Source organism: Streptomyces griseorubiginosus, assembly GCF_017614965.1.
Taxonomy (GTDB): domain Bacteria; phylum Actinomycetota; class Actinomycetes; order Streptomycetales; family Streptomycetaceae; genus Streptomyces; species Streptomyces griseorubiginosus_B.
On record NZ_WVUG01000088.1, the window covers coordinates 1 to 12,571 of the forward strand.

The window sequence follows — 12,571 nt, forward strand, 5'->3', positions numbered from 1 at the left end:
GGACCGGAGGTCGTGGGGCGGGGGGCGGCCTCGTACGCCTGCGGGCCTCGGGACGTCGGCGCCGGGGCGCCCTTGCCGCCGCGGTCGCGGGCCCAACGGGCCAGCTGGGCGACGCGCTTGACAACGAACTGGGTGTCGAGGATGCCGAGCATGCCGGCGAGCTGGACGGCGACCTCGTGCTGGGCGCCGGTGTTCTTGATGCGGGCGACGATGGGGGCCGCCTCGTCCAGGGCCGCGGCCCGGCCGGCGGGGGTGTCGAGGTCGTAGCGGACGACGATCTGACGCAGGGCGAACTCGAACAGCGGCGTGCGGGGCTCGACCAGGTCGGCGACCGCCTCGTCGCCCTTGGCGAGCCGGAGTTCGCAGGGGTCCATGCCGTCGGGGGCGATCGCGATGTAGGTCTCGGCGGCGAACTTCTGGTCGTCCTCGAAGGCGCGCAGGGCCGCCTTCTGGCCGGCCGAGTCGCCGTCGAAGGTGAAGATGACCCGTGCGCTGCCGTTGTCCATGAGCAGGCGGCGCAGGATCTTGATGTGGTCGCCGCCGAAGGCGGTGCCGCAGGTGGCGATCGCGGTGGTGACGCCGGCGAGGTGGCAGGCCATGACGTCCGTGTAGCCCTCGACGACGACCGCGCGGGAGGCCTTCGCGATGTCCTTCTTCGCCAGGTCGATGCCGTACAGGACCTGGGACTTCTTGTAGATCGCCGTGTCGGGGGTGTTGAGGTACTTGGGGCCGTTGTCCGCCTCGTACAGCTTGCGGGCGCCGAAGCCGACGACGTCCCCGCCGATGTCGCGGATGGGCCACATCAGACGGCCCCGGAAGCGGTCGATGGGGCCGCGGCGGCCCTCCTGGGCGAGGCCGGAGAGGAGGAGTTCCTTGTCGGTGAAGCCCTTGCCGCGCAGATAGCGGGTGAGGTGGTCCCAGCCCTGGGGGCTGTAGCCGACGGAGAAGTGCGCGGCGGCGTTCTGGTCGAAGCCGCGCTCGGCGAGGAAGACCCGGCCGGTCTCGGCCTCGGGGCTGGTGGCGAGCTGCTCGACATACCAGTCGGCGGCGATCTTGTGGGCCTCGACCAGGCGGATGCGTTCGCCGCGCTGGTGGGAGGGGTTGTAGCCGCCCTCCTCGTAGCGCAGGGTGATGCCGGCCTGGGCGGCCAGCCGCTCGACCGCCTCGGAGAAGGTGAGGTGGTCGACCTTCATCACGAACGTGATGGTGTCGCCGCCCTCCTGGCAGCCGAAGCAGTGGAAGAGTCCCTTGCTCGGGCTGACCTGGAACGACGGCGACTTCTCGTCGTGGAACGGGCAGAGCCCCTTGAGGTTGCCCCCGCCCGCGTTGCGCAGCTGGAGGTACTCGGAGACGACGGCGTCGATGGGAACCGCGTCCCGTACCGCCTTCACGTCCTCGTCGTTGATCCGTCCAGCCACGCAGTGATTCTACGGGGGTGGTCCGACACTCACGGGACGAGGCTTTCGAGCGGAACGTGCGGGTCCGCCAGGGACTCCGTGTTCACCCGTGCCTTCGACCTGATCAGCTTCTGGATGGGCTCTGTGACGTCCCACACGTTGACGTTCATCCCGGCCAGCACCCGGTCGTCCTTCACCCAGAAGGCGATGAACTCGCGCTTCCCCGCGTCCCCGCGGATCACCACCTCGTCGTACGACCCCGGCGGCGCCCATCCGCTGTACTCCATCCCCAGGTCGTACTGGTCGGAGAAGAAGTAGGGCACGCGGTCGTAGGTCAGGTCCTGGCCGAGCATCGCGCGGGCCGCAGCGGGGCCGCCGTTGAGGGCGTTGGCCCAGTGCTCGACGCGCAGCCGGGTGGTGAACAGGGCGTGGTGGAAGGAGGCGACGTCGCCGGCCGCGTAGATGTCGGGGTCGGAGGTGCGCAGCCGGTCGTCGACGACGACCCCTCCCCCGTGCGCCCGGTCGGCGATCTCCAGTCCCGCCGCCTCCGCGAGGCCGACGCGCGGGGCCGCGCCGATCGCCGCGAGGACGTCGTGCGCCGGGTGCTCCTCGCCGTCGTCGGTGCGCGCAGCCAGCACCATGCCGTCCTGGCCGACGATCTCCGTCAGCTTCGCGCCGAAGTGGAAGCGCACCCCGTGCTCGCGGTGCAGCTCGGCGAAGAGGTTGCCGAGCTCGGGTCCGAGGACGCCGTGCAGCGGGGTCTGCGCGGGCTCGACGACGGTGACCTCGGCGCCGTACTCCCGGGCCGCCGCCGCGACCTCCAGACCGATCCAGCCGGCGCCCGCGATGACGATGTGGCCGTTGTCCCGGCCGAGCGTCGCCAGTACGCCCTTGAGGCGCTCCGCGTGGGCGATGCGGCGCAGATGGTGGACGCCCGCGAGATCCGTCCCCGGGATGTCGAGGCGCCGCGGCTCCGCGCCCGTCGCCAGAAGCAGCTTGTCGTAGTGGACGAGCGTGCCGTCCTCGCCGAAGCGGACCGTCTTCGCCGCGCGGTCGATGGCGTCCACGGTCTCGCCGAGGTGCAGTTCGATGTCGTTCTGCGCGTACCAGGCGGGTTCGTGGACGAAGACGCTGTCGCGCTCCTCCTTGCCCAGCAGATACCCCTTGGACAGCGGAGGGCGCTCGTAGGGGTGGTCGCGCTCGTCGCAGATCAGTATCACGCGGCCGCTGAAGCCCTCCGCTCGGAGCGTCTCGGCCGCCTTCGCACCGGCGAGACCGCCTCCGACGATGACGAATGTCTGATCCGCGTCGACCACTTGATGCCTCCTACGGGGTGTCCGAGGGGTGTCCCCTCGGAGAACACGGCGGGTGCCGCCACATGCGAGCGTCCCGCACGGAGTGTGATGGGGGAAGAGGGAGTGGCCCGATCAGGCCACGGAGGGTCACGTTCGGGCGCAATCGGGCTCACTCGTGTCGCGTCAGTCTCTCGCCTTCCCTGTCAGACGAGCGTGAAGCGACCGGGCGGACGCGTCCGTCAGCGAGGCGATCTGGTCCACGATCACCCTCTTGCGCGCCCGGTCGTCCCCGGCCTGGTCGAACAGCGCCCGGAACTGCGGGTCGAGGCCGTCGGGTGCACGCGCGGTGAGCGCCTGCGCCAGTTCGGCCACCACGATCCGCTGGTCGGCCCGCAGCCGCTCCTGCTCGGCGCGCTGCATGACGTACCGGTCGGCGACGGCCTTGAGCACCGCGCACTCCAGCCGTGTCTCGTGCGGTACGACCAGCTCGGCGCCGTACCGGGTGAGGCGGCCGGTGCCGTACGCGGCGCGCGTGGCCGCCTCGGCGGCCAGGCAGAAGCGGCCGATGAGCTGGCTGGTGGCGTCCTTGAGGCGGGCCTGCGCGACCGCCGAGCCGTCGTAGCCGTGCGGCCACCACTCCTGGTCCTGGAGGCGGTCCAGGGCGGCGGACAGCTCCGCCGGGTCGGTGCCGGCGGGGACGTACCGGCCGACGGCGACCTCGAAGACCGCCCGGCGTTCCGGTTCCGCGTGAAGGCAGCCCGGGTCGATGTGGCCGGCATGCAGGCCGTCCTCGACGTCGTGCACCGAGTACGCCACGTCGTCCGACCAGTCCATCACCTGGGCCTCGAAGGTGGTGCGGGTGGCGGGGGCGTCCTTGCGGATCCAGTCGAAGACGGGTCTGTCGTCCTCGTACACGCCGAACTTGGGGGAGGCCGGGTCGGTGGGGTGGGCGCCTCTGGGCCAGGGGTACTTGGTGGCGGCGTCCAGGGTGGCGCGGGTGAGGTTGAGGCCGACGGAGCCCTCCGGGGTGAACCGCTTGGGTTCGATGCGGGTGAGGAGCCTGAGGGACTGGGCGTTGCCCTCGAAGCCGCCGCAGTCCTCGGCGAACTCGTTCAGCGCGTGTTCGCCGTTGTGGCCGAAGGGAGGGTGGCCGAGGTCGTGGGAGAGGCAGGCGGCTTCCACGAGGTCGGGGTCGCAGCCGAGGGCCGCGCCCAGCTCGCGGCCGACCTGGGCGCACTCCAGGGAGTGGGTGAGGCGGGTGCGGGGGCTGGCGTCCCAGACCTGGCTGCTGGTTCCTGGGGTGACGACCTGGGTTTTACCGGCGAGCCTTCTGAGGGCGGCTGAATGGAGTACGCGGGCGCGGTCGCGCTGGAAGGCGGTGCGGCCGGGGCGTTTGTCGGGTTCTGGGGCCCAACGCTCGGTTGAGGACAGGTCGTACGGCATGTCTCGACAGTACGGGCAGGGACTGACAATGCGCGTATGCGTCTGCCGGGTTCTGTGAGATGGCGGGTGCGGGTTTCGTCATGGCTGGTAGCGCCCCGCGGCGGGGCCGCTGATCGACACAGCCCCGCGCCCCTTCAAGCAGCTGTCCTCGCCGGCGTTGCGAGTGCTTGGTCGTAACGGTGGAGGATGAGTTCCGCCATTGCCGGGTGGGTGCCCAAGGGGGCCGAGGCGATCCACGGGGCCGCTTCCGCGCACTGCGTGGCGAAGCGGCCCGGGGCCGTGAAGCAGGACGCCACGGCGACGCGGTGTCGGCCGCTCGCCGTCAGGGACCGGATCGCGTCCGGGATCGTCGGGGCCGCGGTCGTGGCGTAGGCCGGGACCACGGGTACGCCCAGGCGTTCGGCGAGCAGCTGGGCCGTGCGGTTGGTGTCGACCTTGGACTCGGGGTCCCGGGAGCCCGCCGCGGCGAGGACGACCGCGCTGGTGCGGCGCGTCTCCTCGTCCATGCGGGTGCGCCAGCCCGCCTCGACCAGGCGGGTGTACAGGGCGTCCACGAGGAGGGGGTGGGGACCCAGCGCGTCGGCCACGCGCGCGCGTACGTCGGAGGAGACCGCCATCTCGGGGATGTCCCGCTTGACGTGGTAGCCACGGCTGAGCAGCAGCGGCACGAGGACGGCCTCCGCCCTGCCGAGGCCGGCCAGGGTGTCGGGGAGCAGCGGGGCGTTCAGTTCGATGTGGCCCAGGTGCACGGAAAGACCGGGGCGTTGGTCGCGGACCCGGTCCAGGAGCGCGCGGACCGTGCTCAGGGCACGCGGGTTGCGGCTGCCGTGGGCCACGACGACGAGCGCGGGCGGGCCGGGGCGCCGCCTGCCGTCCAGGGAGACGAGGCTGAGCTGGCTGGCGAGCCGGCTGCCGATCTGGCTCATGAGGTCCGCCGTACTGTCCGTCATGGGCCGATCCTCGCGGTGGCAGGTTGCCGTCCCGTTGCGCGGGAATGACAAGGCTTTTCCGTCGCTTCACGTGGGGTGCCCGGGGTCTGTGAGGTGACGTGACCTGCGGTTTCACCGGCCGGAGTGAACCTGGTCACGTACCATCCGCCGAACCGGACGGCCCGACAGGACGTCTCTGACTGTCGAAAACAGGCCGAAGAGGGGGACCGTCCGATGCGCCGACCCAAGCTGCGCAGACCGCGTCTGCCCCGCACGCGCGGGGGACAGCGGCGGCTCGTGCAGGCCGTGATGGCGGTGTGTGTGCTCGCCCTGCTGCCGGCCACCTGGATGTACGTCACCACGGGCGACCGGCTGCGGACGCTCGCGGACGTGCCGCGCACCCAGGTCGCCGTCGTCTTCGGCGCGGGACTGTGGGACGGCGAGCCCTCCCCCTATCTCGCCCACCGTCTTGACGCGGCGGCGGAGCTGTACCGGGAGGGCCGTGTCGAGGTCGTCCTCGTCACCGGCGACAACAGCCGCAAGGACTACGACGAGCCCGACGCCATGCGCACCTATCTGACCAAGCACGGTGTCCCCTCCTCGCGGATCGTCAGCGACTACGCCGGTTTCGACACCTGGGACTCCTGTGTCCGAGCGAAGAAGATCTTCGGTGTCGGCCGGGCGGTGCTGATCAGCCAGGGCTTCCACATCCGGCGCGCGCTCGCGCTGTGCCGGGCGGCGGGAGTGACGTCGTACGGCATCGGGGTCCAGGACAAGCACGACGTGACCTGGTACTACGGCGGCACCCGGGAGATCTTCGCGGCCGGCAAGGCGGCGCTGGACGCCGTGTTCCATCCCGATCCCCGGTTCCTCGGGCACAAGGAGACGGGGGTCGCGAAGGCGCTGGCGAGCGCCCGGTGACCGGCGGCTCACGCCGACCGGTCCGGCGCGGGGAGGTCGCCGTGCCGCCCGTGTAACAAGGGGCCGCGCCGCACGTAACACGGCCGAAGCACGCTGGCCGGTATGCAGAACTCCGTGACACCCACCCACTGCCCCTACTGCGCCCTGCAGTGCGGGATGAACCTGATGCCCGCACCGGACGGCACGGTCGAGGTGGGCGAGCGCACGGACTTCCCCGTGAACCGGGGCGCGTTGTGCGGCAAGGGCCGTACCGCGCCGGCGGTGCTCTCGTCCCGGGTGCGCCTCACCTCCCCGTTGGTGCGCTCCGGGGGCACGCTGGTGCCCGCCACCTGGGACGAGGCACTGGACCGGATCGCGGAGGGGCTGCGCCGCACGCGTACGGAGTACGGGCCGGACGCGGTCGGGGTGTTCGGCGGGGGCGGGCTGACCAACGAAAAGGCGTACACGCTCGGCAAGTTCGCCCGTGTCGTGCTCGGCACCTCGCAGATCGACTACAACGGGCGCTTCTGCATGTCCTCGGCCGCGGCGGCCGGCACCAAGGCGTTCGGTCTGGACCGGGGGCTGCCCTTTCCGCTGGAGGACATCCCGAAGACCGGCTGCGTGATCCTGGTCGGGTCGAACCTCGCCGAGACGATGCCGCCGTCGCTGCGGTTCTTCACAGAACTGAAGGAGAACGGCGGCACGTTGATCGTCGTCGACCCGCGGCGGACCAGGACGGCCGAGCAGGCCGATCTGCATCTGGCTCCGCGGCCCGGCACCGATCTCGCCCTGGCGCTGGGGCTGTTGCACCTCGTCGTGGCCGAGGGGCGGGTGGACGAGGAGTACGTCGAGCGGCGGACCGTCGGCTGGGAGGACGCGCGGGCCGCGGCGATGGCGCACTGGCCGGAGTACGTGGAGCGGATCACGGGGGTGTCCGTTCCTCAACTCCGGGAAGCCGTGCGGATGTTCTGCGAGCCGGAGGCCGCGATGGTGCTCACCGCGCGCGGGCCCGAGCAGCAGTCCAAGGGCACGGACACGGTGGGCGCGTGGATCAACCTGTGTCTGGCGACCGGGCGGGCGGGACGGCCGCTCAGCGGTTACGGCTGTCTGACCGGGCAGGGCAACGGGCAGGGCGGACGTGAACACGGGCAGAAGGCCGACCAGTTGCCCGGATATCGCAAGCTGGACGATCCGGTGGCGCGGCGGCATGTGGCCGAGGTGTGGGGCGTGGACCCGGACACGCTTCCGGGGCCGGGGCGCAGTGCGTACGAGTTGCTGGACGCGCTGGGGACGGATGTCCGGGCGTTGCTGCTGATGGGGTCGAACCCGGTGGTGTCGGCGCCTCGGGCGGGGCACGTGGAGGAGCGGCTGAGGTCGCTGGACCTGCTGGTGGTATGTGACATAGTACTGTCCGAGACCGCAGCTCAGGCCGATGTCGTCCTCCCCGTGACGCAGTGGGCCGAGGAGACCGGCACGACCACCAGCCTGGAGGGCCGGGTGCTGCTGCGCCGGCGCGCGATCACGCCTCCCGACGGCGTCCGCAGCGACCTCGAGGTGCTGCACGAGCTGGCCGACCGGCTCGGTGTGGAGAAGGGGTTCCCGACCGATCCCGAAGAGGTCTTCGAGGAGTTGCGACGGGCGAGCGCGGGCGGGCTCGCGGACTACTCCGGCATCACCTACCGCCGACTCGCCGAGGAGAACGGGGTGTTCTGGCCCTGCCCGGCGGACGGGGAGCTGGGGGGCGCGCCGGTGGCGGACGGGGAGCCGCAGAGCGCACCGCTCGCAGACGGGGAGCCGCAGAGCGCACCGCTCGCAGACGGGGAGCCGCAGGAAACACCACTGGCGCACGACGCCGGGCATCCCGGCACGCCCCGCCTCTTCCTGGACCGTTTCGCCACGCCGGACGGACGGGCGAGGTTCGTGGCCGTCTCGCACCGGGCCTCCGCCGAGGAGCCCGACGCCGAGTACCCGGTCCTGCTGACGACCGGGCGGGTGGTCGCCCAGTACCAGTCCGGCGCCCAGACCCGCCTTGTCGAGGAGCTGAACGCGGCGGCGCCGGGCCCCTTCGTGGAGCTGCACCCGCGGCTGGCGGCGCGGCTCGGGGCGGCGGAGGGCGATCCGGTGGCCGTGGTCTCGCGGCGCGGGCGGGCGGTGGCGCCGGCCCGTATCACCACCGCCATCCGGCCCGACACCGTCTTCATGCCCTTCCACTGGCCGGGCGAGGGCCGCGCCAACACGCTCACCAACCCGGCGCTGGACCCCACTTCGCGGATGCCCGAGTTCAAGACGTGCGCGGTGCGGCTGGAGGCCGTCAGGTCCTGACCCGCCAGTCGCCGCTCTCGATGAGCTCGCCCCGGGCTCGGAGGCGGGCGGCCACGGCGGGGGCGGCGAGGTACACCCAGGCCCGCACGGACCTCCCGTCGGTCTCGCGGGTCACCTCGCGTTCGAGCCGCTCGTAGAGGCTGGCGGGGTCGCCCGGCGCGTACTCCTCCAGCCGGTCGAGGGCGGCGAGCAGCTCCTCGTACCGCTCCGGCAGCGCGGTGACCAGTTCCCCGTACACCGTGCCGCCGGGTTCCTCCACGGCGTACGGATAGCCGGGGCCGTCGTACAGGACCGAGCCGTTCAGCCGCGCCGGGACCTCGTGCCGGGTGCGGCCGCGCAGGAAGAGGTCGTGGTTGACCTCGCCGGGGCGGAGGGTGCCGTAGACGAAGAAGGGGAGGTGGAGGCTCACAAAAACGATTCTCTCTCCACACACACCTCCTCGTTCGCGCCCTTTACCTCTGGCTGTCATGGCCCCTTAAATCTTGGTCAACACCCGCGCTGCCCCCCACGCATTCGCATGCGCCTCCCCGAGGAGACCGATGAGCCGGATACGGCCGCACGTCCGAGGTTCCCGTCGTCTCGCCGCCGCCGGCGTGGCCGCCACCGCCGCCACCCTGCTGGCGTCCGCACTCTCCCCCGCCGCCGTCGCGGCCGACCGGCCGAGCAGGGCCGGCGCCATCGAGAACGCGGCGTCGGCCCTGCTGGCGCACGCCGCGAGTCTCGGTCTGACCTCCGCCGAGGGCACGTCGGTGCGGGACGTGATAGTCGACAAGGACGGTACGCAGCACGTCCGTTACGACCGGACGTACCGTCAGCTCCCGGTGCTGGGCGGCGACTTCGTGGTCCACCTGGCGCCCGACGGCGCGTACCGGGGTGCGAACCGGGCGACGAGGAAGCAGATATCCCTCGCCTCGATCACCCCGTCCATATCGGCCCCGAAGGCCGCCGACATCGCGGCGAACGCGCTGCGCGCCGTGAACCTGGGCGAGACGCTGAAGAAGCTGACGGCGAGCCCGCAGTTGGTGGTCGACGCCCTGCACGGCGCGCCGAAGCTGGCGTGGCGCACGAACGTCACGGCCAAGGACACGCTCGGCAACCCGGTCGCCCGCACCGTGATCACGGACGCCGTCTCCGGGCGGCAGATCGACGCCTGGGACGACATCGAGACGGCGACGGGGGACGGCAAGTCCCTTTACAGCGGCACGGTTCCGCTGGAGACGACGCTCTCGGGGTCGACGTACCAGCTGAAGGATCCGACGCGCGGGAACACGTACACCGGTGACGCGGCGAACAAGACCGACCTGTGCTTCCTCACCAGCATCTGCGTCAGCCGGGCCCCCTCGACGGTGTTCACGGACGCCGACAACCACTGGGGCACGGGGGCGACGGCCGACCGCGCCTCCGCCGCCGTCGACGCGCAGTACGGCACGAACGTCACCTGGGACTTCTACAAGAACAGCTTCGGACGCAACGGCATCGCGGGCGACGGGAAGGGGTCGTACAACCGGGTGCACTACGGCAACGCGTACAACAACGCGTTCTGGGACGACAGTTGCTTCTGCATGACGTACGGCGACGGTGACGGTACGACCTTCGGGCCGCTGGTGTCGCTGGACGTGGCCGGACACGAGATGACCCACGGCGTCACGTCGAAGACGGCCGCGCTGACGTACTCGGGCGAGTCCGGCGGGCTGAACGAGGCTACGTCCGACATCCTGGGCACCCTCGTCGAGTGGTACGCCAACAACCCGTCCGATCCCGGGGATTACCTGATCGGTGAGAAGATCGTCCGGTCCGGCTTCGGCCGTGAGGCCCTGCGCTACATGGACAAGCCGTCGCGGGACGGCGCCTCCGCCGACTACTGGAGTTCCTCGGTCGGGAACCTCGACGTCCACTACTCCTCGGGCGTCGCGAACCACTTCGCCTACCTGCTGGCCGAGGGCAGCGGCCCGAAGACCGTCAACGGCGTCAGCTACAACTCCCCCACCTACAACGGCTCCCCGGTCACCGGCATCGGCCGCGCCAAGCTGGGCGCGATCTGGTACCGGGCCCTGACGGTCTACATGACGTCCTCGACGAACTACGCGGGCGCCCGGACGGCCACCCTGAACGCGGCGAAGGACCTCTACGGAGCGGGCAGCACGGAGTACGACGCGGTGGCGGCGGCGTGGAGCGCCGTCAATGTGAACTGACGTCACCACTGCGGGAGCCTCTGGCCACCCGGGCCGTTCACCCGTTCACACGCTCCGTCTGGGCCCTTCGGGTTCTCTTCTCCGCCAGCCTGCCCCAAGCCTGTGACCTGCCCAAACGCGAGTCGATCGAGTGCGGCCGGGAGACGGTCGACACCCGTTCGCCGCAGTTCTGACGGGTTCTCAGGAAGCGCGGTCGGCTCGGTGGGCCTTTCCTCGGAAGGGCAGGGGACATCGAAGACGCCCGGAGGAGCATCGATGCGACGTACCGCCCGTCTGCTGACCGGTACCGCCCTCGCCGTCGTCGCCGCGGGGTTCGTCGCGGCGCCCGCGTACGGCGACGACGGCGGCGGCAGTCTGGAGGTGTACCCGTCGTCCGTCGTGCCGGGCGCGGAGGTCAGCGTGAACACCGCGGCCTGCGGGAACGAGGGCACGGCGGCCGGGGACGCCAGCGCGGTGGGCGCCGGTGCCTTCACGCTGGCGCCGAGCGCCCACGAGGGCGAGGCGATCGGGCAGTTCCGGGTGCCCGAGAGCGCGCAGCAGGGGACGTACGAGATCGTCGCGGAGTGCGCCGAGGGCGGACGGCAGGTCTCGGGCGACCTGGTGGTGACGCTGAGCGCGCCGCGCGGCCAGGTGCAGCCCCGCGGAAGTGTGAAGACGGGGGTCGGCGGCGTGATGGGCCCCGACCCCGTGCAGACCGCGGCCGGCGTGGCGGCCCTCGCCGTCGCCGCCGCGGGCGGTACCTGGCTCCTGCATCGCCGGGCGAGAGGCGACGGGATCTGACGGACACCCTCCGCTGTCCGTCCGCCGGTACCGCATGTCCCTCCCCCTCCGGGTCCGACGCCCCTCGCGGCCCGGAGGGGGCCGGGTCCCTCCAGGAGGCTCGAATGCGCAGGTTGGGCAACACCGCGATAGCGGCCGTGACGGTGGCCGCGTTCTGCTCCGGGGCGTGGCTGCTGAGCGGCGGCGCCGGGACGCACGCCCCGCCGCAGCCCACGGCGGCCGAGGCGCGCTCGGGCCACGGCGGCGCACGGTCCGCGCCCGCGCTGCCGCCCTCCCCGCCCGACCGCATCCGCATCCCCTCCATCCGCGTGAACGCCCCCCTGACGGGCCTCGGCCTCACCCGCTCCGGCAGCCTCGACGTCCCGCCGGCCGCGCGGAAGAACCTCGCCGGCTGGTACGAGGCCGGCACCACCCCCGGGGAGACCGGTACGGCGATCGTCGCCGGGCATGTGGACAATTCCGACGGACCCGCCGTCTTCTACGACCTCGGCGCCCTGAGGAAGGGCGCCTCCGTGGAGGTCGACCGGCGCGACGGCACTGTCGCCGTGTTCACCGTCGACGCGATCGCCGTCTACAAGGCGACCGACTTCCCCGACGAGAAGGTGTACGGCGCCGCCGACCGGCCCGAGTTGCGGATCATCACCTGCGGCGGAGGGTACTCGCGGTCGACCGGCTACCAGGGGAACGTGGTCGTGTTCGCGCACCTCACGGGGAGCCGGAGCCGCTGACGGTGGCCGGCGTGACTGCTTGAGCGATGGTCCGCGCGCACACCAGGGATTCCGTGTGGGTGGTGTCCACCTCCACGTCGTAGTGGACGTCCCGATGCACCAGGTCCGCCTGCTGCTCCGCCATCCCGGGGGGCCGGTCGCCGCGCGCGATCTCGCGGCCCGCGGCGACCGCGGGGGCGCAGCGGACTCCGACCCAGAGGACGTCCAGGCCGGTCAGCGCCTTGCGCCAGCGGCTCTGGGAGTCCGCGCCGCCGAGGAAGACGTCGTCGACGATGACGTGGGCGCCCGCGCGTGCCGTGGCCGCGACGCCCTCCGCCCAGGCCAGCTCGAGTCTGGAGAACTCAGGGCCGACGCTGACCGTGCCGTCCGGGGCGAACTCGATCCCGGCGAGCGACGCCCGCAGGGACGCCGGCAGCGAGTCGACGAAGGTGTCGATCGCGAAGGCGAGCCACGGCTCGGGCAGGACCGCCTGCAGACACCGCACGATGCCGGACTTGCCGCTGCTGGAGCCGCCGTTGAGCACGATCACCTGAGTCGCCACCCGGTCACCGTAGTCGCGGGGCGGCGTCGGCTCCTGCTGTTTTC

At 71.8% G+C, this 12,571-nt stretch carries 11 protein-coding genes; 5 read left to right on the forward strand and 6 right to left on the reverse strand.

Features of this window, described 5'->3' with window-relative positions:
* From dnaG to GRC12_RS18420, 4 genes are all read right to left on the reverse strand, one after another.
* A partial coding sequence (dnaG, locus tag GRC12_RS18405) for a DNA primase (protein WP_208780392.1) occupies window positions 1-1,418 on the reverse strand: 1,418 nt, incomplete at its 3' end.
* 29 nt (window positions 1,419-1,447) lie between these two features.
* On the reverse strand, window positions 1,448-2,713 hold the full coding sequence (locus GRC12_RS18410) for an NAD(P)/FAD-dependent oxidoreductase (RefSeq protein ID WP_208780393.1): 1,266 nt from the start codon (window positions 2,711-2,713) through the stop codon (window positions 1,448-1,450).
* Between the two features lie 162 nt (window positions 2,714-2,875).
* Window positions 2,876-4,135, reverse strand: a complete 1,260-nt coding sequence (locus GRC12_RS18415; protein WP_208780394.1) for a deoxyguanosinetriphosphate triphosphohydrolase — start codon at window positions 4,133-4,135, stop codon at window positions 2,876-2,878.
* A 134-nt stretch (window positions 4,136-4,269) separates the two neighbouring features.
* Window positions 4,270-5,085 carry a sirohydrochlorin chelatase gene (locus GRC12_RS18420; protein ID WP_244373198.1) on the reverse strand — a complete coding sequence of 272 codons (816 nt, stop codon included), beginning with the start codon at window positions 5,083-5,085 and terminating at the stop codon, window positions 4,270-4,272.
* A 213-nt stretch (window positions 5,086-5,298) separates the two neighbouring features.
* On the opposite strand from GRC12_RS18420, the gene GRC12_RS18425 reads away from it, so the two are divergent.
* Window positions 5,299-5,985, forward strand: coding sequence for a SanA/YdcF family protein (locus GRC12_RS18425; protein WP_208780395.1), 687 nt, complete (start codon window positions 5,299-5,301; stop codon window positions 5,983-5,985).
* Window positions 5,986-6,087: 102 nt separating this feature from the next.
* The gene (locus GRC12_RS18430; RefSeq protein ID WP_208780396.1) at window positions 6,088-8,286 is read left to right on the forward strand and encodes a molybdopterin oxidoreductase family protein; all 2,199 of its coding nucleotides are present in this window, start codon (window positions 6,088-6,090) and stop codon (window positions 8,284-8,286) included.
* On the opposite strand, the gene GRC12_RS18435 is transcribed toward GRC12_RS18430, so the two are convergent.
* Window positions 8,276-8,695 (reverse strand): gamma-glutamylcyclotransferase family protein, encoded by a 420-nt coding sequence (locus GRC12_RS18435; protein WP_308286572.1) that lies wholly within the window; start codon window positions 8,693-8,695, stop codon window positions 8,276-8,278. The genes GRC12_RS18430 and GRC12_RS18435 overlap by 11 nt on opposite strands.
* Before the next feature lie 130 nt (window positions 8,696-8,825).
* Between GRC12_RS18435 and GRC12_RS18440 the strand changes: the two genes are divergently transcribed.
* The 3 genes from GRC12_RS18440 (at window position 8,826) to GRC12_RS18450 (ending at window position 11,986) form a co-directional block, all read left to right on the forward strand.
* Window positions 8,826-10,478, forward strand: a complete 1,653-nt coding sequence (locus GRC12_RS18440) for a M4 family metallopeptidase (protein ID WP_208780398.1) — start codon at window positions 8,826-8,828, stop codon at window positions 10,476-10,478.
* 255 nt (window positions 10,479-10,733) lie between these two features.
* Window positions 10,734-11,258 (forward strand): hypothetical protein, encoded by a 525-nt coding sequence (locus tag GRC12_RS18445; protein WP_208780399.1) that lies wholly within the window; start codon window positions 10,734-10,736, stop codon window positions 11,256-11,258.
* A 104-nt stretch (window positions 11,259-11,362) separates the two neighbouring features.
* Entirely contained in the window at window positions 11,363-11,986 is a 624-nt protein-coding gene (locus tag GRC12_RS18450) for a class F sortase (protein ID WP_208780400.1), read from the forward strand.
* Here GRC12_RS18450 and cpt read toward each other — a convergent pair.
* The gene (gene cpt, locus GRC12_RS18455; protein ID WP_208780401.1) at window positions 11,964-12,527 is read right to left on the reverse strand and encodes a chloramphenicol phosphotransferase CPT; all 564 of its coding nucleotides are present in this window, start codon (window positions 12,525-12,527) and stop codon (window positions 11,964-11,966) included. The two genes, GRC12_RS18450 and cpt, sit on opposite strands and share 23 nt — an antisense overlap.
* Window positions 12,528-12,571: the final 44 nt, after the last annotated feature.